This is a genomic window from Pseudomonas argentinensis, from assembly GCF_001839655.2.
Classification (GTDB): domain Bacteria; phylum Pseudomonadota; class Gammaproteobacteria; order Pseudomonadales; family Pseudomonadaceae; genus Aquipseudomonas; species Aquipseudomonas argentinensis_B.
Window position 1 is genome coordinate 1,372,784 of sequence record NZ_CP056087.1, and the last position, 24,743, is coordinate 1,397,526.

General features: G+C 62.7%; 1 protein-coding gene (cut by a window edge). It reads left to right on the forward strand.

Translation table 11 applies throughout. From position 1 onward, the window contains the following. On the forward strand, window positions 1–24,738 hold the 3' portion of the coding sequence (locus SA190iCDA_RS06110; protein ID WP_070884421.1) for an Ig-like domain-containing protein. The gene continues 17,976 nt to the left of window position 1, outside the view; only the last 24,738 of its 42,714 coding nucleotides appear in the window; its start codon lies beyond the left edge, outside the window; its stop codon occupies window positions 24,736–24,738. Window positions 24,739–24,743 lie beyond the last annotated feature (5 nt).

Genomic DNA, 24,743 nt, shown 5'->3' on the forward strand with positions numbered 1-24,743 from the left:
GATGTCAATGACCTCGGCAAGCCGCTGCTGGTATCCAGCCTGAGCCTGCCAAACCACCGTGCCGTCGACCTGGCCGTGGAAACCGAGCGTGGCGCCCTGGCGGTAGCCGCCGCCAACGACCTGGGTACCGGCTATATCCGCTTCCTGCCGATTGGCCGCAACGAGCTGGGCGCCCAGGCGCCGCTGCCAAGCATCGCCTTCGACGGCAGCCTGAAGCCGGACCTGCTGGGTGCGCCGGTGGATGTGCAGTGGCTCAATGGCGAGCTGTATGTCCTGTTCCTGCGCGACAAGCAGCTGTACCTGGCCAGCTTCAAAGATTTCGGTACGCAACTGGACTACCGCGTACAGGCCATCGAGCGCGGCACCGTCAAGGCCTCGTCGGTCGCCGAGGCCCTCGGCAAGATCACCCTGCAAGTGCAGCAAGGCCTGATCAGCGTCGGTACCGGTGACACCTACCTACTGCTGGAAGCCGATGCCCAGGGCCAGTTCCAGACCATCTACTGGCAACAGAAAAATGCCAGCGGCGAACTGCTCAGCGTGGGCGGGCAGATCATGCAGGGCAACGGCAAAGGCGTGCAGATCAACACCTCGCCGTACCTCGCCGTGGCCTCCAGCACCCCAGGCAATGGCGCCGTGCTGGGCAGCAACGAAGGCGTGACCATTGCCTTCAACAACCTGATCAATACCGACCCGGCGCACCTGGCGCAGGCGATCCGCGTAGTGGGCGAGGGTGGCCAGGCATTGCCGGCGGCTGCGTTCGAAATGACCGGCATCAACACCCTGCGCGGCGGCCAGCTGGACCTGCGCTTCAAGGGCGACTACCAGGGCCCGCTGCGCATCGAAGTGACCACCGCGCTTACCGACCTGGCCGGCCATGCCCTGCGTCAGGCCTTTGTGCTGCAACTGGAACGCCGCACCGGCATTCGTCCGCTGGTCAGCCAGGTACAACGCGTGGTGGGTGATGTCGCCGGTCTGCATTACTTCCATGCCGCCGGTGGCGAAATCGCCGCCATCAAAGGCAGCGGATTCGGTGTGGCGCCTGAGCAACTGGCGGTCTGGCTGGGTGAAACCCGCCTGCAGGCCCAGCAGATCCAGAGCGTTACCGACAGCGAGCTGCGTGTGGCGGTGCCCGATCTGCAACTCGGCAATGTCAGCGCCAGCCTGGCGGTGAAAGTGCAGCGCCTGGATCAGAACCTCGCCTACCTGCGTCAGGGTGCCATGACCGTGCTGCCGCAGATCGAGATCGACGATCTGCAGCCGCAAACCGGCCCGCCACAAGGTGGCAACCTGGTAACCCTGTATGGCCGTGGCTTCAACCACTATATGCAGGTGCGTTTCGCCGGTGCCTTGGCCGGCGACCTGAAGATTCTCAGCAGTAACCGCGCCGAAGTGCGCGCCCCGTCCGGCACCTTTGGCAAAGCCCAGGTGGCCGTGACCAGCCAACTGTTCGACGGCGAGCAAAGCCCGTCGCCAGTGGACTACTTCTACACCGGCATCCCCACCGGCTCGGTCAACCTGCCGGGCGATATGGCCAGCCCGGTATCGGCGATTGCCCGCCTTGATGACGGCAGCAGTCAACTGCTCTACGCGGTAACCGGCGGCAGCTTCGACAAGGTCGACAGCCAAGGCCGCGTGGCCCGCGTTTCCAGCAGCGCCGCTCGCCTGCTGGTGGCCGATATCAGCGACCCGGTGCACCCGGTCATCGTTAACCGCGACTTCGCAGGCGTGACCAAGCCGTACCACTACGAAGCGCCAAACGGCCTGGGCAGCACCGGCTTTGTCGACCTGGCGATCAACGATCACCAACTGTTCGCCGTTGGCGGCAAGAAACTGCTGCACTTCGACCTAACCCTGCCGGCCGAACCGAACAAGCTCAACGAACTGGACCTGGCGGACGACGTTACCGCCCTGGCCACCCGCGATGACCTCCTGTATCTGGCCAGCAAAGAAGGCGTGCGCCAGTACCGCATCAGCAGCGAACTGAAACTGGTCGACCTCGGCCTGATCAGCGCCAGCCAACTGGGCGGCACGCCAGGACGCCTGCGCTTGTCCGGCTCCAGCCTGTGGCTGACCCTGCCAGCGCAGCGCCAGCTGGTGGAAGTGGAACTGGCCAGCGGCGAATTCCGCGTGCTGCGCCGCGTGGCTGCTCGCGACCAGGCCGGCAACCCGTTCACCCCTGAAGACCTCTTGGTATCGAGCGGCGGCCTGCTGGTGTCCAGCGGCGAAAACGCCACCGTGCAGCGCTTTGTGTTCGACACCGATAGCAACGCCACGCCGGTCGCCGACCTGAAACTGACCTACCTGGTCAGCCGCGGCAGCCTGTTCGCCGGTCAACTGCAACTGGCCGGCCAGACCCTGTACGTGGCCGGTGGCCAGGGCGATGTGCAGCTGTTCGATATTTCCCCATGGCTCAATGGCCGCATCCAGGAAAGCATCGGCCTGCGCGACTATTTCAGCGTGGTCGGCAACGTCAACAGCCTGTCCCTGGGCAGCCAGGCCCTGTATGCCGGCAGCGCCTTCGTCTATATCGACGGCACCCCGGCGGAGAACCCGCTGCCAAGCCTGGAGGCCGGCAGCTACCTGGGCGGCAGCCTCAATACCCTGGCCTACCAGAACCTGACCATCCTCAGCCAGCAGCCGCAACCGTCGGGCCGCTTGCCGAAAGATGCCGGTATCGAAGTGCAATTCAACCGCCTGCTGGACAACGCCCAACTGCGCGATTCCGGCAGCCAGCTGGTGCAGCTGCTGCTCGACGGCACGCCAGTGGCCAGCCAGGTGGCGCAGGTCGGCGTGGGCCGCCTGGTGCTGCGTCCGGTTGCTTCCTTGCAGAGCGGCAAGCTGTATCAGGTCAGCCTCAGCGGCGCCCTGCGCGACCAGCAAGGCAAGACCCTGGGCAACGACTACCGCTTCGGCTTTATCAGCGACGATGCCCTGCAGCCGGAGCTGGACAGCATTTCCCCGCGTCAGGCCAGCTGGCGTGGCGGCACCGAGATCACCCTGCGTGGCCATGACTTCGGCACCAATGCCGTGATCGAAGTGGGCGGCCAGCGTGTGGCGGCCGGCGATGTGCTGTACCGCGATGACAATCAGATCCGTTTCCGTCTGCCGGGCCTGCTGGCCAACCCGAGCAGCAACCGTCCGGTGGGTGTGCGGGTGCAACAGGGCAACCTGGAGCTGTTCCGCGCCGCCGCCATTACCTATGTGGCCGACCCGCGTATCGACCAGGCCGGCCTGTACGACCGCCTGAGCGGCACGCTGGCGGCGCAGAGCAAACGCTTTATCTTCAACGCCGGCGAAATCATTGGCCTGCAAGGCCGTGGCTTCGGCGAAGCCACCGTGGTGCGCGTCAATGGCCGGCAGATTGCCGATGTGCGCCTGGAACGCAGCGATCTGCTCAGCTTCAGCGTGCCGCAGGACCACCTCGGCCCGCTGCTGGTGGAAGTCAGCAACCTCGGTTTTGTCGGCGACCTGGCCAGCGACGCGAGCCTGCGCATCGAACTGCCGGTGCACAAACAACTGGATGGCGTCAGCCTGTACCGCCGTGCCGGCGACCTGCTGCTCACCGCTACGGGCCGTGATGTCCAGCTGTCCAGCCTGCGCGATGGCAGCACGCCGCAACTGTTGGCCAAGTGGCAAGCCAGCGGCAGCCTGCGCGATATCGCCCTGAGCGACAGCTATGCCGCGCTGCTCACCGACACGGCGCAGGTGCAGGTGCTCGACCTCGCCAACCTGTACGCCCCGCAAGCGTTGCCGGCGTTGAGCAATAGCCGTCAGATCGCCTTTGACAAGGTGCGTCTGGCCGGCGATGTGCTGCTGCTCAAGGCCGGTACCCGCGTGTTCCAGGGCCAGGTACAAGGGCCGGAACTGCGCGAACTGACTCTGGATAACCCGGCCGGCCTGGTGGATATCGCCCTGGATAGCCGTGGCGCCTACCTGCTGTTTGGCGACCGCCTGGAAGTACGCAATGCCCGCGACGGCAGCCAGGTGCTCGGTACGCACAACCATGGCCTGAGCGGCGCCAAGCGCCTGTGGCTGGACGGCACCCGCGTGTACCTGCAAGGCAGCGATACCCTGCAACTGGTGCAACGCGCCGCGCTGTTGCGTGGCCGTGGCGAGCCGGTGCTGGGCGAATTCGACCTGCCGAGCCGGATCAGCCAACTGACTGCCCAGGGTGAACTGCTGGCCTGGCTGGATGCTGGCCGCCTGCAAGTGTTCGATCTCGACCTGGATGCCCAGCGTCAACTCAGCGCCCGTGAAGTGGCCAGCCTGGCCGTGGGCACCAGCGAAGTGGGCAGCCTGGCGCAGCTGGAACTGCACGGCGACCTGCTGGAATGGCGCAATGGCAACAGCTACCTGAATGCCACGATCCCGCTGAACAACATCTGGGCGCTGAACCCCGACACCCTGGCGGCAGCGGATGAGCCAGTGGGCCTGCGCTTTATCGGTGCCGACTACGCCTGGCGCGAAGCGCAACTGGCAGTCAGCGGCCTGGCGGGTGACACCGTGGCCACCAGCACGCAGGTACTGGGCCACGAACTGCGCGCCATCAGCCAGCAACAAGCGGCCTACCAGCCGGCTGGCCTGTATCGCCTGCAAGTCAGCCAGGCGCCGCTGGATTGGCTCAAAGGCGCCGAAGTGCACCTGGACCTGCCATGGCTGGTGGATGCGGTGGACTTCTTCGGCGCCGACCTGGTCCGCCTGGACGCCCTGCAACCAAACCGCAGCGCGACCGGCGTGGCACGCACCTATGTATTGCGTGGCCGTCAGCTGAACCTGATCGACGAGCTGCAAGTGGGCGAGCGCGTACTGGGCCGCGAACAACTGCACGTGAACACTGCCGGCGATCAGTTGAGCTTCAGCCTGCAAATGGACCAGGCCGGCCTGTACAGCGTGCAAGTGCGCTACGGCCAGCAACGCGCCGTGCTGCCGACCGCGCTGGCGGTGGTCACGCCGCTGGCCATCGAGTCGGTGATCTCCGCCCATGCCCAGGGCCAGGTGGTCAGCGACGCCGGTGGTACGCCGGTCACTATCCAGGCCCAGGGCCTGTCCGAAGGCCTGAGCCTGCACTGGTTCCCGGCTGGCCAGGGCATCCTGCCGAGCGCCAGCAACAAGGTGGCGTTCAGTCTCAACGACAGCAGCATCAGTTTCGTCACCCCGCGCAGCCAGCCGGGCTGGCAGTACCAGGTGGCCCTGCTGCGCGAAGCCAGTGACGAGCGCGTGGACAGCGTGGCCAGCCAGTGGCTGACCGCCATCGACGACACGGCGCCGACCGTACGCCTGGTCTCGGCCCTGGGCGCCTCGCAGTCGCTGGTGCTGGAAGCCGACGAGTCGCTGAGCGCGCAAGGTTTCAGCGTGGTCAAGGTGTTCAAGGACTACGACACCCACGCCCAGCCAAGCGAAGACATCAGCAGCCGCTTCAACCCGATCATCAGCCAGGGCAACCGCCTGGAGCTGCGCCTGCGCAGCGACGCGGTGCTGGAAGCCAACGCCCTGTATCAAGTGACCCTTACCGGGGTGCGCGATGCCGCCAACAACCCGGCCCGCGACAACGGCGTGACCCTGGCCGGCACCTACAGCGGTAGCTACCAGGCCGAAGACCGCCTGGCGCCGCGTCAGGATTCGCTGCAAGTGCTGCTGCAAGGCCAGCCGCTGACCGCTGCTACCCAGCTGAAACTCGGCAGCCGTTACGCCCTGAGCGTCAGCGCTGTGGATAACGTGCAGGCCAGCGACAAACTGGGCTTCGCCTACCGCGTCTCCGCCGACGGCGGCCAGACCTGGAAAACCGATTGGGTCGCCATCCAGAAAGGCCAGTTCAACCTGGATATCCAGGGCGATTACCAAGGCTTTGCCCTGCTGCTGCGCGCCAGCGACGGCCGCAACACCAGCGAGCGCCGCTTCGACGCCCAGGTTAGCGCGCCTGACCTGACCCTCGGCCAGTTCAGCACCCTGCCGACCCCGGTGGAGGAGAGCACGCCGGCGGACCTGCGCTTCAATATCCTTGGCGACCTGGACCTGGTACGCAGTGCCGAAATCCGTGTACTGGATGGCCGCTACGCCGCCGCCAGCTTCGACCGCAGCAGCGGCCTGGCCAGCCTCAACTTCCTGCACCCACGGCTCAAAGACCTGCCGGGCGCCCCGCAAGACCGGGCACCGCTGACAGCCGAACTGCGCGTGGGCTTCGGCCTGACCGGCCAGGAAAGCTACCGCTACTTCCAGGTGGGCTACGACTTGCTGTCCGACCATACGCCGCCGCAGCTTTCGATCATCGCGCCGCTGGATGGCGAGTTTGTGCCGCGTGGCGAAGTCACCGACGTGATCCTGCGCAGCTACGACCGTTACGGCATTGACCATGTCGAGGCGTGCATCAACAGCCAGGCCGGCGATGTGTTCAGCGACGCCGCCAACTGCCAGCGCCTGCTCGACCCGAACCGCCTGCGCGTGCCGGTGGCTGCCGACGCCACCGGGCCGCTGCATATCGTGGCCCGCGCCATCGACCTCAATGGCCTGGCCAGCGCCCCGGCGGCGGTCACCCTGCAACCCTATGACAGCCAGGCCGGCGCGCCGGAGCTGAGCTTCCTGGCACCGGCGGATGGCCAGAGCGTGCAGGCCGGCGAAACCGTGCCGGTGCGGGTGCGCCTGCGCAAACTGGAACAGGCCAACCTGTACCTGGATATCGCCGGGGATCCGCAGCACGCCGGCAACCCGGCACCGCGCAGCATCACCCGTACCGCCGATGGCGAAGAAATCATCGAACTCAGCGTGCCGATGCCGCAGGTGGCCGCCGATGGCGTGCTGGTGCTGCGTCTGCAAGCCACCTGGCAGGGCCAGACCCTGCGCAGCCAGCGCACCCTCAACCTGCATGCCGACACCGGCATCAGCGAAGCCATCGGCCTCGACCTGCAACCGCCGACCACCCTGCTGGCCGGTTCGCAGCTGTGGCTGCAAGTGCCGCCGCCGGCAACCATGGGCGACTTCAACAACGCGTCGAACCTCAACCTGTTCGACCCGAGCGATGCCAGCAGCCCGGCCGTACTGCCATTCAGCAATGCCCGCCAGGTATGGAACAGCCGCGAACAAGGCACCGCCCTGCGCCTGGAGGCCGTGCTGCGCGACCGTTCCGGCCACGAGAAAAATGCCAGCCGCAGCCTGGAAAAACTCGCTTACCTGCAAGCCGCCAGCCGCCGCGACAGCCTTGAAACCGGCTACCGCGCCAGCTTCCTGACCGCACTGCCGGGCCATGCCGAGGCGGCTGTCTGGGCCGAGAACCAACAGCGCGATGGCTACCGCATCCGCACCCTGGACGGCGTGCTGGAAAGTCGTGACAGCGGCCAGGTACGCCAGCTCAGCTACAGCGGTTCGTTGCTGGCCGCGCAGGTCCATCGCGACGGCCAGGACTACCTGCGCGTCTGGCGCTGGAGCGACAACGCCTGGCAAACCGCCGTGGAACAAGCAATTGCCGGCGACCTGCTGGGCGCGAGTGGCGAGCTGCTGTTTGTCCGTCACGGCCAGCAGATCGGCGGCTACGCGCTGACTGTTGCCGGTTTCGCCGACCTGATCGGGGTCAGCCTGGCCGATCAGATCCGCCAGGTGCAGGTCGATGGCCAGCGTCTGCTGGTGCTCACCGACAAAGGCCTGAACTGGCTGCAACTGGATGACAGCACGCTGCCGCAACTGGTGCGCAGTGGCGGCGTCGAGCTGGCCGACCGTAGCGGCTTCGCCTTGCAAGGCAACCGCTTGTTGAGCTGGACCGCCACGGCGGTCAGCAGCCAGCCGGTCAGCGTGACCGAACAAGGCCTGAGCCTGGGCGCAGCCACCGTGCTGCCAGTGGGCGGCCAGGTCAGCCAGGTGGTATTCGATGGCGAACTGGCCTGGCTGAAAGTCAGTGAAGAACTGTATGGCGATAGCTGGCAGGCCTGGCGTGGCGGCGAGCGCGTCGGTGCCCTGGGCAGCGAGCGCGAGGCCCTGGCCTTTGTGGCGGGCAAGTTGGTCAGCCTGCAAAGCGCCGATGGTGCGCAACAATTGGTGGTCGAGCCGCTGGCTGTCGCCGCGCCAACCCGTATTGCCCTGACGGCACAAAGCGTGCGCCTGCCGTTCGGCGTGCTGGTGGGTGGCCTGCCGGCCAGCGCCGAAACCGCCTTGGGCACTGCCGATATCAGCCTGCGCGATGAGCAAGGCAACCTGCTGGCCGCGCAACCGTTGTTCTACCAGGGCGAGCTGAACAGCTACCTCGGCGCCCCGTTTGCTGCAGGCCGTGCCTGGCTGGTGGCCACCGACGCCACCCGCCTGAACCTGACCGTGAGAGACCACGCCGGCAGCCAGCAATTGGCTATCGATGTGGCCAGCAATGGCGCCCAAGCCGCCAGCCTGAGTCCGGACGACGGTGCGCTGCTGGCCGCCGGTGCGCGTCTGCCGCTGGCCGCACGTTTCGCTGCCGGTGCCGATGGCAGCGGTGTACGCCTGAGCGCTGCCGGGGAAACCCAGCGTGCTGTGCTTGGCCTGCGCAACAGCTTCCATTGGCTGAGCCTGCCGGCGGGGGACAGCGCCGCCCTGCGATGGCAGGACGCCGCCGGTAGCCGCGAGCTCGGCCTGCTGACCCAGGCCAACCAGCCGGGCGCCGCGCTGACCCTGAGTGGCGCCGGCAACAACCAGATCTTTGCCGAAGGCAGCAACCTGACCCTCAGCTACCAGGTGGGCGCGGTGCCGGCCTGGGTCGAGCTGCAACTCCTGAGCTTCAACGGTCAGCCGCTGCAACGCCTGCTGGTGGCCGGCCAGCAAGGCCAGTTCAGCCTGCGCCTGCCGCAGGTGAGCGTGCAGGAAAGCTACAGCCTGCGTGCCCGTGCCTATTTCCCTGGCGACTTCCACTACAGCGAGCAGCAACTGAACCTGCGCGTGGCCCCGTCTCAACAACTGCCACAACCGGTGCTCAGCGGCCTGCCGAGCGCGCTGTTTGCCGGCAGCCAGGTGGAACTGCGCCTGACCGGCGTCGACGCTGGCCGTTATCACCTGGCCCTGGAAGCCCTCAATGGCACCGACCAATTGCTGGCCAGCGGCAGCGACAGCCTGTCGCTGCGTCTGCCTGCGGGCCTGAAAGAACTGCGCGTACGTGCCCTGATCGACGACGAACTGGGCAACCGCCAGGAACAGCGCTGGAGCGCGCCGGTGGTGGACAGCTGGCACTTGCAGAGCGACGCCGTGCGGGTGCCGTTCGATGTGCTGCTGCCGCAAGTGGGCGGCCAGTGGCTGGCCCGTGGTGCCGAGCTGCATGACGCCGGTGGTCTGCGTGCCCGCCTGGGTGGCGATATCGCCGCGATGGATTACTTGCAGCACTACTTGCTGCTGAGCGTGAAGGGCTTCGGCCTGACCCTGCTCGACCCGAACAACAACCTGCAAAGCGCCGGCACCCTGGCGGTGGCGGCACCGCTGCAACACCTGGCGGTGCAGGGCGAGCGCATCCTCGGCGCCAGCGCCCGTGACCTGTACTGGTTCGATGCCCTGGGCAACCAACTGAAAGCCACCGGCACCCAGACCCTGGGCGCCGAAGTGCGCGGTCTGCTGGCCGACGGCGATGGCTTCCTGGCGCTGACCAGCGGGCAGCTGCTGCGCCTGTCTGCCAGTGGCCAGACCCTGGCCACCTTTACCGGTGAAGGCCTGCTCAGCGTGGTGCGTGCCGGTGACTACGTGCAGGTGCTGGATAACGCCGGTCGCCTGTGGCGCCTGGATGCCAGCCTGCAGGGCACCGCGACCCAACTGGGCGTGGGCGGCAAGCGGCTGTTCAGCTTGCCCGGCCAGGTACTGGTGGTGGCACCGCAACGCATTCAACTGATCGACACGGCTACCCAGCAGCGCGTGGGCAACTGGTCGCTGGTGGCGCAGTCGGTAGACGCCGCGCAGTGGGCCGGCGGCAAACTGTGGCTGGGCGGCAGCGAAGGCCAGGTGCTTGCGCCGGTACGTGGTGCCGACGGCTACGTCAGCCTGTACGACAGCCGCAGCGCCACCAGCCCAACCCGCGGCACCGTGGAAAGCGTGGCCCTGCGTGACGGCCAACTGATGCTGGCCGCCGACAACTTCGGTGCCCAGGTATTGCGTCAGGACAGCGCCGGCAGCTGGCAATCGAGCCTGTACCCGCAAACCGCCTTTACCCAGGCCGCCAGCCGTGTGGCCGCCAGCGGCGCCACCTGGTTCCTGCTGCAAGACCAGCAACAGCAAGTGCTGGCACTGAATCGCAGCACCCTGAGCGCCCGTAGCGTATTCAGCAACGTGGCGGGCAGCGACCTGGCCGTGAGCAGCGATTACCTGATCGTCGCCGCCGGCGGCAGCCTGCAACTGGCCGCCCTGAACGACCTGAACAGCAAACGCAGCCTGGTCATCACCGCCCAGGAAAGCCTCCGTCAACTGTCGACCCGTGGCCAGCAGGCGGCCGTACTCAGCGAAAGCGGCCGGGTGTTCCTGGTCGACCTGCGCAGCGACGTGCAAACCCCGGTTCGCGAACTCAGCGCCCAACTGGGCGGCGAAGTGCGCCAGCTGGCCTTCAGCGGCGACTACCTGTTCTACCTGCTTGGCGACAGCGCCTGGCGCTATGACCTGCGCAGCGGGCAACGCAAACAACTGCTGAGCGGCGCCAGCATCAGCCAGCTGTACCTGGCCGGTAACCTGCTGTGGCTGGAACAACCGCAGGCCCAGGGCGTGCGCCTGGATGCCCTGGAGCCGGGCACCGGCCTGGTGGTACCCGACAGCCAACTGCTGCTGGCCCAGCGCAGCACCGCCCTGAGCGTGGAAAACAACCGCCTGGCCGTCGGCCAGGGCACCCAGGGTGTGCAGGTATTCCAACTGCCCTACGGCCTGGGCGCCGCCGATGCCGCCGTGGTCACCCCGCTGGCCGACAGCCGCCTGCTGACCGCCCAGGCCCTGAACCTGGGCCTGAACACCGATGGCCTGCGCGGCGCCGCCTTCAGCCTCAACGGCCAGGTCGTCGGCAGCCTGAAACAGGCCCTGAATCAGACCAGCCTGCGCCTGCCGGCCAGCCTGCCGGGCGGACAGAACGTGGCCCTCAGCCTGCGCAGCGAAGACGTCTATGGTGTGGTGCGCGAGTCGGTGGCGCGGGACCTGTTCCTGATGCCGGGCGATGGCGTGGCCAACCCGTTCACCGTCAGCCTGACCGCCGACGAACACTCCTGGCTGCCGCTACCGCTGGTTGCCAGCGCGCAGATCAGCGGCAGCCAGCAGCCGCTGGCGCAAGTGGAATTCCTGCTCTCGGCCAGCACCAACGGCCCATGGCAGCGCGTGGCCGTACGCAAGGCCGAGCCGTTCCAGGCCAGCCTGGCGCTGGACACCAGCCTGACCGGCCAATACCTCAAAGCCCGCGCCGTGGACGTGTTCGGCAACCGCGCCGAGTCGACCGCCAAGCGCTTCTACCGCCATCAGGACACCAAGGCCCCGACCGTCAGCCTCAGCTATGAAGGCGCTGCCGTATTCCTCGACAGCAAGAAAGCGGTACGCGGCTACCCGATCACCATCAAAGCGCAGATGGCCGACACCGACGGCGCCCTCGACAAAGCCACCCTGACCCGCAATGGCCAGGTGGTTGCGGTGGCCTTTGGCAAGAATCTGCTGACCTACCAGGATGCCGCCACCACCCTGGGAGAGCAGGTGTACAACATCGAAGTCACCGACCAGGCCGGTAACAGCAGCACCGCCGAGTTGCGGGTAACCGTGATCAACGATGGCTTCCCGGAAGTCACCAAGTTGGTGCTGCCGGGCGAAATCATCGAACGCAGTACCTTTACCGTGCAGCTGTCGGCCCAGGATGATGTGGCCCTGAAAGCGGTGGATCTGCTGTGGAACGGCTTTACCGATCATTACGACGTGACGGGCCAGAGCATTAGCGGGCGCAGCTTCACCGTGCAGGACAAACGCACCGAGCGTGTGGCCAGCAGCGTCAGCCAGCCGTTCAAGGTGGTGCTCACCGACAGTCGCGGACAAGTCAGCGAGTCCGCGCCGCAGAACCTGCGCGTGGTGCGGGACCAGCAACCGAATGCTTCCGCTCTGCAAGTCACCCTGCCGGCGCGTGGCGTTTACGGTGGCCTGGCGCGCCTGACCCTGGGCAACCTCAATGCACTCGACGACACCGGCGGCCTCAGCCTGCGCGTGCTGCAGCGTATTGGCGATGTGCGTCAGGAACTGTTCAGTTGCCTGCGCGGCAGCAATGAATATTTCAGGTGCGCCAATAGCAATTACTGGGATAGCTACGCCCGCGATCTGCGCATGCCGGACAGCGCGCTGCCGAACGATGTGTTCCGCGTACAAGTGGAGCTGACCGACCGCATGGGCCAGCAGGTGCTGAGCCAGGACTACAACGTGGCCCTGACCCAGTCGCCGAACCTGGTGCGCTTCCAGAATCTGCAAGGCAGCGACAACCCCGCTTCCGTGGCGGTACAAGGCCGGCCGCTGTACCGCGTGCAGGTGCTGGACGCCGCCGCGCGCGCCGTGCCGGATCAGCCGGTGCAATGGCGCCTGCGTCGTCTCAGCGACGGAAACGTCGTCACCCTCGGCACCAGCCCGACCGACGCCAGTGGCTACGCCAGCTGGACCCTGGACACCGACCGTACCCTGGGCGACTACCAACTGTGGGCCGACCTGCCACAATTCAGCCAGATCGCCCGCGCCGAGAAGAGCCTCGCCGTAGCGGCCGGCCCGACTCGCCACCTGTTGCTGGGCTACCTGCCGGCCATGGCCGCCGGCAGCAGCGCCACCCTGACCATCCAGGCGCAGGATCTGGTGCTGAACAATGTGCTCAACGACCAGGCCAGCGTGCTGCAACTGACCTTGCCAAGCAGCGAATTCCATGTGGCGCCGGGCAGCGGCATCCAGATCGGCAGCATCACCGCCAACGGCCAGACCGTCGAGCAAGTGCGCGTCACCCTCAAGGACGGCCGCGCCCAACTGAACCTGCAAGCCGGCAACACGGTTGGCCAGTTCAGCCTGCCGGTGAGCAGCAGCAACAACCAGATTCGCTACACCTACAACAGTGCCGGCGCCATCACCAACGGCGTGACCGCCCTGACCCTGGACGTGCTGCCGGCTGCCGCCAGCCACCTGCGCCTGCTCAACGACCTGGGCCGCGTCCAGGCCGACGGCGACGTACTGGCCCGTGGCGTGAAACAGGATGTGCGCCTGCAAGTGATGTTGCAGGACCGCTTTGGCAACCGTATCAGCCAGCTCGACGGCCAACCGGCCAACCTCAGTGTTGAAGCCCGTGTCAGTGGCGCAGCGGCGATCGACGGCCAGGCTGGCAGCACCACCGTGCAGCTGGTGCAGGGCCAGGCGTGGCTGGCAATCAGCGACGAAACCTTCGAGCAAGTCACCGTCAGCCTGGCCGGTCCGGTAGCGGCCTTGCCGCAACTGAACCTGGCCAGCCAGTTCCGTATCAACTTCACCCTGCAACCGCCGGAAATCATCCGCAGCGTGATCGAAGCCCGCGACGGCACCACCTTGCGCGCCTACTTCGACTACGACGAGCCGGTGCGCCTGGACAGCGGCAACGCCATCAAACTGCTCGAAGGTACCGGTGTGCGTAACGGCACCGCGACCCTGAGCAATGACGGCCGCACTCTCAGCTTTACTGCTCAGCCGGTGCTGCAACTGGGCCGTTGCTACAGCTTTGATACCACCGGCTCCGGCCTACGTGGCGTGGCCCGCAATGACGACGTGCGCGAGCAGGGCGGCCAGCTATGCGCGCCGCACGCGCTGTTCAATACCGGTGGCCCGGTGAAGCTGCTGGCTGGCCAGGCTTATCAGGTGCCGATGCTGCTGGCTGACAACCTGAGCTGGTGGAACATCAGCAATGGCCGCGCTGAACTGAATGGTCAGAGCCAGGGCTTCAACTGGTACTCCGGCCCGACCCGCACCCTGACCGTGCCGGCGTTCTTCACCCAAGCCAACAACACAGTGGCCGACGGTGCCTTGCTGCCGCTGACCCTGAGCGGCACTCTGCCGGGTACACCAACCACGCCAGTCGTGGTGGGCAATGCCCTGAGCCTGCAAGTATTCGATCCGCTGGGCGACTTCGACGGCGACGGGCTGACCAACAAGCTGGAACTGGAAACCGTCGGCCTCGACCCGACCCTGCGCGACACCGATGGCAACGGCATCGAAGACGGCGCGGAAGACTTCGACGGCGACGGCCTGACCAACCTGGAAGAGCAGGCCGCTGGCACCAAGTTGCGTGTGCACGACACCGATGGCGATGGCCTCTCCGACGGCGCCGAAGTGCGCACCCACCACACCGACCCGCTGAACCCGGATACCGACGGCGACGGCCTGACCGATGGCCAGGAAGTCAGCAATATCCCGGCCTCTTCGCCGCTGAAGAAAGACACCGACGGCGACGGCATTCCAGACAAGCTGGAACTGGACATGGGCCTGAACCCAAGCGATGCCGGCGACGGTAATGGCGACAAGGACAACGACGGCCTGAGCAACGCCCATGAGGTCCTACTGGGTACCCTGATCAACAACCCGGACACCGACGGCGACACTCTCAAGGACGGTGTAGAAGTCGACCAGTTGCACACCGACCCGCTGAAAGCCGACACCGACGGCGACGGCCTGCGCGACGACGAAGACAAAGAGCCGCTGGTAAAGGACACCCAGGCGCCGAGCGTAACACTGGTTAACCCGGCCCCTGGCAAACAGCTGATCAAGGGCCTGAACCTGGTCATTACCCCGAACGCGCAGGACAATGGCCGCGTCACCAAAGTGTCCGTACGCCTGAATGGCGCCCAGGTCGCCCTGGTCACCAGCGCGCCATTCACCTATGCCATGGCCCTGCCGAGTGATGCCAACAGCCTGCGTCTGGAGCTGATCGCCACCGACACCAACAACAACCAGGGCAGCAGCGGCGAGCACACCTTTGCCCTCGTCACCGACCCGTTGACGACCGTGATTGGCCGTGTGGTCGACAGCGGCAACCAGCCAATCGTCAATGCCCAGGTGGAAACCCTCGGTATCACCGGCGTCAGCGCCCAGGACGGCAGCTTCGTGCTCACCGGCGTGCCTGTTGCGCCTGGAAATGTGCAGGTGATCGCCAACGGCCTCCTGGGTAGCCAGGGCGTGACCGCCACCTCGGCTGACGTTGAACCGGTCTGGGGCGGCACCACCGATGTAGGCAACATCACCCTTGTATCGCCGAAGGTGCGCGTGGGGTACCTGAACAATGCCACCTTGCAGCAGATCATCCTTAATGCAGGCTATGAGCCGGTACTGATCAGTAACCTCAGCACGTTCGATATGAGCCAGATCGACATGCTGTTCATTGACCAGACCTTCTCCAGCTACACGACCGCCATTGCCACCAACAAAGTGTTCCCATTCGTACAGAACGGCGGCACTTTGATTTACAACTCGCACAACGACGACACGTCGATCAGCAGCCTGCTGCCGGGCAAACCGCTGCTCGGCGCGGCGCTGTCGAGCAGTAATGGCCTACTCCATCCGGTGCAGCGCCTGGATGGCATTGCCGAAGGCAAGGCGGGCTCATGGTGGGCCAATCGGAACGTGTCTGCGCACATGCATGCCCGTGTCGAGCTGGTGTCCCTGGCGCCGGGCGTACTCCCGCTGACCTGGGCGGGGCCGCGTGCTGAACGTACCGTGACCTCGTTCCGCTATGTCGTTGGCCAAGGCCACGTCTACTACAGCTACTCCTCGCTGTATGACGGTGATACCCGTTTGATCAACACCTACCTGCCGAACGTGTTGGTGTACATGCATGAGCTGTCGCTCAAAGACAGCGATAACGATGGCCTGAAAGACATCTATGAATATGCCAATGGCACCAGCGCGTTTGTGGCCGACCGTGATGGCGACGGTCTGCTTGATGGCTTCGAGGTCAAGTACGGCTTTAACCCGCTAGTGGCTGGCGAACAGAACCTGGACAGCGACGGCGACGGTCTGAGCAACCTGCGTGAGCAGGAACTGGGCACCCATCCGGGGGCGGCCGACAGTGACGACGATGGCTTGCTCGATGGCGCCGAAGTGGATCAGCACAACAGTGATCCGCTTAATGATGACACCGATTTCGACCGTGTGCTGGATGCTGCCGAAATCAGCAATGGCGCCAACCCGCGCAAAGCTGACAGTGACGATGACGGCATTACTGACTACGACGAGATCAATAGCTACAGCACCCGCCCGGATCTGGCGGATACCGATGGTGACGGTTTGTCCGACTTTATCGAGTTGAAGGGGCCCTACGCCGACATCCTCAACCCGCGCCGCGCCCAGGATGCCGGCCAGGACTACGACGGCGATGGCTTGAGCAACAAACAGGAACTGCTGGAGACCCTCACCAATCCGAAGGTGGCGGATACCGATGGTGATGGCCTGTCCGATGGTGCCGAAGTGCAGGCTGGCCTGAACCCGCTCGACCCGGATATGGACAAGGACGGCCTGCTTGATGGCGAAGACAGCGCGCCCACCGAGCAGGACCTCCAGGCACCGAGCGTGATCTTGGTATCGCCTGCAGCCGGCGCCAGCCTGGCCCACGGCCAGCAACTGCGCCTGCGCGCCGATGCTCGCGACGATGGCCGTGTCACCAGCGTGACCTTCTATGTCAACGGCGTGGCCGTGGCGACCTATGATCGCGCGCTTTACCAGCATGTGATCCGTGTGCCGGTCGTAGGCGCACAGCTAGATATCGAAGCCAGCGCTCGCGATACCAATGGAAACGAGAGCCGCAGTGGCGTGCGCCGCCTGAGTTTGGTGGACGACGCCGGCACTCAGGTCATCGGCCGCGTGCTGGATGGCAATGGCCGCGCCGTGGAAGGCGCCCAGGTGACCCTGGTCGACGGCTACGAGGTCGCGCGCATCAAGCCGGTCTCCTACACCCTGGACCAGAGCACGAATTGCGGTACGTACTGCTACGGCGACGACACTGGGCGGCAGTTGATTGATGGGCAACTGGGGACGGCAGGTTTTGTGACCGACCTGGGTATGGGCGGGGCCTATGAATGGCTGGGCTGGACTGCTCGCACCATGAATATCGATTTTGACTTGGGGGAGGTCACCCATCTCACCACCGTCAACGTGGGGGCAACTCAGGATAAGCTCAGCGACGTGGTTCTGCCCTCGTTCGATGTCCTGCAGAAAGTGGGCAACGAATGGGTAGCTGTCGGATCCCTCAATACGCCACCGAGTGACACCAATAATCGTGAAGCGGAGTCCCATGAGCCGCATGTCCATCTGACTCTGGCTGATCTGAACATCAGCACTCGCTACGTGCGCCTCAGCTTCCGAGCCAATGGACCCTGGTCTTTCGTGGATGAGGTGAGCTTCAGCAACGGTAGCGGTCCGATGCCATCTTCTGCCACCGTCACCAGCGACACCCAGGGCCGCTTCACTCTTTCCGCTTCCACGCTGGCGCTGGAACCGCGGGTCAAGGCTGAGGCCCGCTTTGGCAACCAGTTGGTCTCGGCTACCAGCGAGGTCTTCGAGCTGGCCCGTGGTGGCAATTCGAATATCGGTGAACTGGTGCTGGCCGCCCACGGCCGTACCGCGCTCCAGCCGATCGAAGAGCGTCATGTGGCTGCTGTCGAAGAAAGCACCTCTTATAACCGCGTGGTGAACAACAACGTTCGCTGGGACTTCAACAGCTACGGCAGCATCAGCAACGGCAGCTCCGCTTCCGATTGGACCTTTAGTGGGGGCCTGTACCTCGTCGTTAACGACAACAAATACAACAGTACTACCTACCGCACTCGTCTGAACGGTCGCGAGCTGATCTACCCGGCCAAGCAGCTCGGCAACGTGCTGGTCAGCCGCAAGGCCTACGTGCCGGCTGACCAGAACTATGCTCGCTTCGTCAACGTGCTGGAAAACCCCAGCGACCAGCCTATGACCGTGCCCTTCTACGTTTACGGCAACTTCCGCGCGAGCCGTCCGGTGGTACAGACCTCGTCCGGCGATTCCGGCTTTGACCCGGAAGATAGCTACCTGCTGACCGACGATACGGCGTCGGAAAGTGGCTTGTACGCCGCCGGTGTGGTGTTCGGCAGTGCGGATGCGCCCCTACGCCCGGTTTCAACCCGGTTCAGCGGTAACGAGTATCGCGCCAACTACCTAGTCACTCTCGCGCCGCGCAGCCGGCAGGTGTTGGTGCAGTACCTGGTACAGGACGCCAGTCGCGAGCGTGCGCTCAGCACCCTGGAACAACTGGCCAGCCGCGATGTGCAGGAGCCTAATCTGACGCTCGAAGAGCAGCGGGGCATCGTCAACTGGATCACTCAGGTGGACAGCGACGGCGACGGCCTAGCCGATGCCCACGAATATCTGCTGGGCCTTGACCCGCTGAAGGCCGACAGCGACGGTGATGGGCTGCGCGATGGTTTCGAACAGCGCTATGGATTCGATGCCAAACAAGCCAACCGCGAAGCTGCAGAGGACACAGATACAGATGGCCTGAATAACCTGCAGGAGCAGGAGGCCGGTAGCGATCCGCGTAGTGCCGATACGGATGGTGACGGTCTCACCGATGGCGAGGAGGCGCTGACTTGGCACTCCAGCCCTCTGACGAAGGACACCGACTTGGATCGCGTGCTTGACCCGGATGAGATCAGCCGTGGTACAAATCCGAGCCTGGTTGATAGCGATGGTGACGGCGTGGAGGACTATGCCGAAATCTACAACTATGGCACCGACCCGCTAAAGACTGACAGCGACGATGATGGCATATCCGACAAGTTTGAGATCGACAACGACCTTCTTAACGTCTCAGCTAATGAAGACACCGACAACGACGGGCTGTCCAACTTGGGTGAGTTCCAAGCCGGTACCAATCCGCGCAATGCCGATACTGACGGTGACGAGCTGCTTGATGGTTGGGAAGTACTGGGTAAACCGACAAGCGATCCGAAACAAGCTGACGGGGACGCAGGTGGCCGCCGCGATATCAATGAACGCTTTGTCGATGCCACCAACCCGCAATTGGCAGACGATGATCGTGCGAATATCAACGGTTATCGCTCGGTCAAAGATGAAAATAATCGTACCTGGAATTTTTATTACGACGGCTATGTAGAGAGCACCACAGGCTCGGCAATTAACGGTAACAACGCCTTCCAGTTGTATGTGGATGGCAAGCGTTATGGTTACCGGCACAACCATTCCACCAGTTCGGCCAATGGCCGCGAGTACCACTATGAAGCAAGGCGCATCAATAACTTGGTGGTCAGCCGTCGTGTGCTTGTACCAAGTGCTGGCGGTGCCTATGTGCGTTATCTGGAAGTCATTGATAACCCGACCGACCAGGAACAGGTGACCACTGTTCGTCTGCAGTCCTACTACGGGGCCTCTGACAATAGCCAGGTGGCTGTTATTACAAGCAGTGGCGATGCGCAACTGACTATCGCGGATGACTTCTTGGCCCTGCGTGATACGACAGTTGCCACTCGCCCAGTGCTATTGCACGTACTGTCGGGCAACGATAACCGCCGTCAGGGCACCAGCTACGTCAACCAGGCTGGTCGTCTGTGGCAAGCCGATTACCAACTGCGCATTCCGGCTGGCGAGCGTCGCGTGGTCATGCACTTCGCTACTTTGGAAGGCTCCACCGATGCGGCCATGGCCACCGCCACTAAACTACGCAGCCTCAAAGGTCAGGGCCTGGACAACCTCGACGCCAGCCTGGCCGGCAAGGTTGTGAACTTCTTCGCCTTCTACGATCAGGACGAAGATGGCTTGAGCGATGCCGACGAAACCCGTCTTGGCACCGATGTGGCCAACCCGGATACCGACGGCGATGGCATCCCGGACGGCAAGGATAGTGAGCCGCTGGTAGCTGACGCCACGGCGCCGAATGTCAGCTTTGAAGCGCTGCCTGTGGCGCGGCGTTATGCCGGCGAGCTGCTAGACGTTACTGCCCTAATAAACGACAACGGTATCGTCACAAAGGTCGAGCTACTACAAGATGGTGAGTTGCGCGAAACCCGCAACCAGGCTGGCCGTCAGACCTTCACAGTGTTGCTGCCAAACGCCGCGAGTACGCTACTGCAAGTGCGCGCTACTGACAGTCAAAATAACGTGCGTACGGTTGATCTGGCAGTAGACGTCAATGTTGTGCCTGAGTTGACCTTTAGCGGACAAGTGCTGAACAAACTTAGCAATCCGGTAGCTGGCGCTATTGTGCAGGTGAACGCCCAGCAGACCACGACCGATGCTAACGGTCGCTATAGCCTGTCGGTAGTGAGCCGCGACGTTCGCATGACTATCAGCGCTACAGCGATGTTCGGCGCTCAGCGAATGGTCGCTACTGCTCAGGTGGATATACCGGTAGATAGCCAACTGCTAGATGTGCAAGCACTGGTGCTGGAGGCAAAAGGTCGGCTTGCAAAAAACGTGGTACCTGAAAGCCAGCTGAGCTACGAGGGCGATATCAGTTTTAACTACAACCTGTATGGCAATAGTTATCGCTGGGATATCACTAATAACGGCTCGATCCGCGATGGCTACAACAATGCTTATGATGGCGGTCAGAATCTGATCGTTAATGGTCAGGTCATGCCAAGTGTCGGGAGGGGTAAGCTTCGCCTTAACGGCCGCGAAGTAACGCTGCCCACGAATACCCTAAATGGCGGCCTGCGCGTCAGTCGTAAGATTTATGTGCCGGAAGATAAGATCTACGCGCGCTTCTTGGAACTGATTGAAAATCCGACTGATAGGGTGATAACCGTACCAGTGACCATCAGCGGAAACTTGGGCTCTGATGGGCGCACGAGGATTATCAACACCTCGTCGGGCGACAAGGTATTCAGTGCGGATGACTACTACTTACTCAGTGATGACCATATATTTATTGGTGGTACTCCAGCCGTAGGGCATTTGTTCGGCGATGCCAATTCCCTTATTAAGCCGGTGTCCGTAGCCCTGAACGGTGACCAGTACTCTTTCACATGGAGTCTCACCCTGCAGCCGCAGAGTCGTCAGGTTTTGATGCACTACGCTCTGCAAAGCCATTACCATGGCGAGGCGCAGCTAACTCTAGACCAACTGACGTCTGAGCAGTTTTTTGAAGAAGGACTGACTGCTGAGGAGCATGCGCAGTTGGTTAATTGGCAGCCTCTGTTTGACAGCGACAACGACGGGCTCCCCGATGCTGACGAAATCCCACTGAACCTTGACCCGCTAAACCCGGACAACGACAACGATGGTATTCCTGATGGCCAGGATAACGAGCCCACCGTTGCGGATATCCAACCACCTGTAATTGCGCCCAACCTACCTAGTGGCCCTTTCTACTTGGGCGACAATTTGCAGCTACAGCCACGCGTTACTGATAACGGAGTGATTCGTTCCGTCGAGTTGTGGCAGCGCGATCAGTTGCTCGAAAGTTCTCCAATTGGTGGCGACCTGAGCTTCACTGTTGCCATGACGGAGGCTGGTGATCTTGGTCTACGCCTTGTTGCCAGCGATATCAGTGGCAACCGCAGCGAGGTAGAGCTGGGCGTAGTCGTCGAGGAACCACCACCGACGGTGCTGACTGGTCGCGTAGTCAACGTCCTGGGGCGCCCGGTAGCCGGTGTGTCTGTGGCGCTGCTGAATAAGCGAGTGGACTGCTGGACTAACGAATGTTGGCAGGACTCTCCGTTCAACCAGACCACTGATGCCGATGGCCGTTTCCGCTTTGACGCTCTTGCACGCCGCGAGCGTGCGGAGTGGTTGGTCAACCTGCAACATCGAGTCCTGGACGTGGAGTTGAATCTGCGGCATGTCGTGGAACTCGATCGTGATGGCGAGAACGATATTGGAGAGCTGGAACTGGTCATGGACGACAGCGAAGTGCCTCAGCCGATTGAAAGTGACCTAGGAAAACAGGTTGATTCCGGTTACTTGCAAGTCATGCTTCCAATCGGTTTTGCCTTCCCAAGCGCCAGAGTTGAAGTTTGGCCTTGGGAGCAGCGTATGCGTATTGGTTCCTTGGGTATCGTGCCACTGGGCATCAATTTTCAAGATGGGCAGATGTTTCTTAAGGAGATGGCGGATAGTGTCACTCTGACCTGGATAGCTTGGCGCAGTCAGTACGCAGCGCAAGATGCAGGTACCATGACGTTGCAAGTAGTCCTGCACCGGGACGGGCATATCGAACAGCGCTTCTATGATGTTCTGGAGGGTGACTGGTACTCGCGTTACAGCCGTTTTACAAATGCCACTAATGACTCGAACTATGAAATGCCGAGTGGCAGGTTCGAAATGGATATAAGGCGCTTACACGGCTATCAGGTACGTCCCGGTACGGGGATCGAGCACTATGTGGGTACCTCCGACAACCATTTGCAGGGGAGGGTCATTAGTTACCTGCCGGACGCGCTGGATAGTTACAAAGTCGAGCTTGGTTATCTGCCACGCCGCTCCGACCGCGATCAGGACGGGCTTTCCGATGCTAACGAAATGCTGTTGGGTACGAACCCGGATGCTCGAGATACTGACGGTGACGGCTTGTGGGACGGCTTTGAGTTGTACAGTGGTTTTGATCCACTTGTTGCCGAACCAGGTATAGCAACGGCCGATCCGGATGGTGATGGCCTGAGCAATCTGGAAGAACAGCAGGCAGGCTCGGATCCGCATGTGGCTGACAGTGATGGGGATGGCCTGAGTGACTATGACGAACTCCATCGCTATGGCACTGACCCCATGGCTGCTGACAGTGATGGCGACGGTCTGAATGACGCCAATGAGATAGCGCGGGGTACTGATCCCAAGAAGGCGGACAGCGATGATGATGGCCTGCCTGATGGTGTCGAGGTGGAGTCCGGTAGTGATCCGCTGCAAAAGGACAGTGATGGCGATCAACTGCCTGACTTGTTCGAGTATCGCTATGGGGACCTCGCTCCAGACGATGACAGCGACAACGATGGCTTGAGTAATCTGGAGGAGTTTTACGAGGGTACCGATCCTAATAACCGCGACAGCGATCGTGATGGTCTACCCGATATATATGAGTTGCGGGTGAGCAAAACTTCGCCTAACAAAGCTGATACCGATGGGGCTGGGCGGGATGATGGCGACGAGATATTTGTAGATGGCAGCGACCCATTGAAGGCAGAAGATGACTTGCGTGACATTCGTGAGGGCGATCAATATCTGCTGACTGAATCTGGAGTCAGCTACCGCGTTAGTCCTGGTGGTCAGGTTGAAACTGTTGATCGCGACGGCTGGCAAATGATCAATCAGCGGCTGTTCCAGCTGGGCAGCCACTCTCTTGCTTCTGGAGGACTCGCTCGCACTCCTGAAGGAGCATTGCGCACGTCTTTATATGATTCGGGAGACGGCTTGGCCGTCAGCCGCGAAGTCTATGTGCCCGAAGATGGGCGGGGCTTCCTGCGGGTTCTAGACCGTTTCGTCAATCTCAGTGATAAGCCTATCGTCGTACGTCCAAGTTACGTCATTAGCCAATCCTATAATCACCAGCAGTCGACCCAACTGAGTACATCGTCGGGTGATGCGCATCTAAGTACTGAGGACAACTCTCTAGTCTGGACTCTGAAGAGTGGTGAGTTGGATGCACGCATGATTACGATATTTGCCGACTCAGCAGGACGTTCGATCCTCGATGCAGAAAGCATGCGTATTTATGATGGGATCCGTGAGGCCGCGATTGGTTACCGGCTGGTGATTCCGGCGGGTGAGGCGCGCAGTGTGATGCAGTTCGCCGCGCTGGAGCATGGACAAAGCCGCTTCAAGGATACCGAAGCGCTGTTGACCAGCCTGGGAGAAGAGGCCTTGCGCGGCATCAGCAAGGCTGAGCGCTCGCGTCTGGCCAACTTCAGTGCCTGCGAGGATACCGATCTCGACCTGCTATGCGACAGTCGTGAAGTGGCGCTGGGTACCAGTACGAGTAACCCCGACAGTGATAGTGACGGGTTCCCTGACGAGCTTGAAGTTCGCCTGGGCACCAATCCGCTGTCCAGCGACGATCTGCCAGACTTCGAACTGTATACCCTGCGTAATCTCGATGGACGCAGCACGTTGTATCGCCAGCAGGGGCTGACCGGCACGCCGGAGCGACTTTCTGCGTTGGCTAATCCAGTGACAGCGTTCGACTTTGACGCCCAGGGCCAGGTATGGACCAGTCATCAGCGTCTTAATCTTTCTAATGGCCTGCCACAGGCTCTGATTGAGCGAGTTGATATCCTCAGTGGTGACGTGCTCGAGTCTGCCGACAATCAGTCAGACTTCGAGAACGTGATGGATATGAGCATCCAAGGCAACAAAGTCTGGGTGAGCGCGCAAACCACCGATGGTGGTTATTACGAGATACCTTATACGGTAGTCGGCTCCAGCCGTCATACGGATCAACAGTATGGAACTGGCATGCTTGCGCGGGAAGCATGTGGCTCTGGCATCGCCACATTGGGTAGTCAGCCATTGTTCGTTCATGACTGCCAATTGCAGCGCATGGACTCCAGAGGCACAGTTTCCATAGTGGCACAGCTGTACTTCAGTGATGACTTTGGCAGCGCGCCAAAAATCATCTCGATGGAGCGTCAGCCTTGGGACTTAGGTTTGCTCGCAGTTGTTGAGGATGAGTTCCAGGGCTCACCTCGGGTTAGCTTGGCTTACGTAGATAGCACCTCTGGCTTCGTCAGCCGCCTCACCGAATTGCCGGCAGGTACGCGTGCTATCGCGACCAAATGGCCAGGGCAGCATGAGCACCCAATGATCGTCGACCCATCTGGTGGCCCGCAAACTTGAAGAAC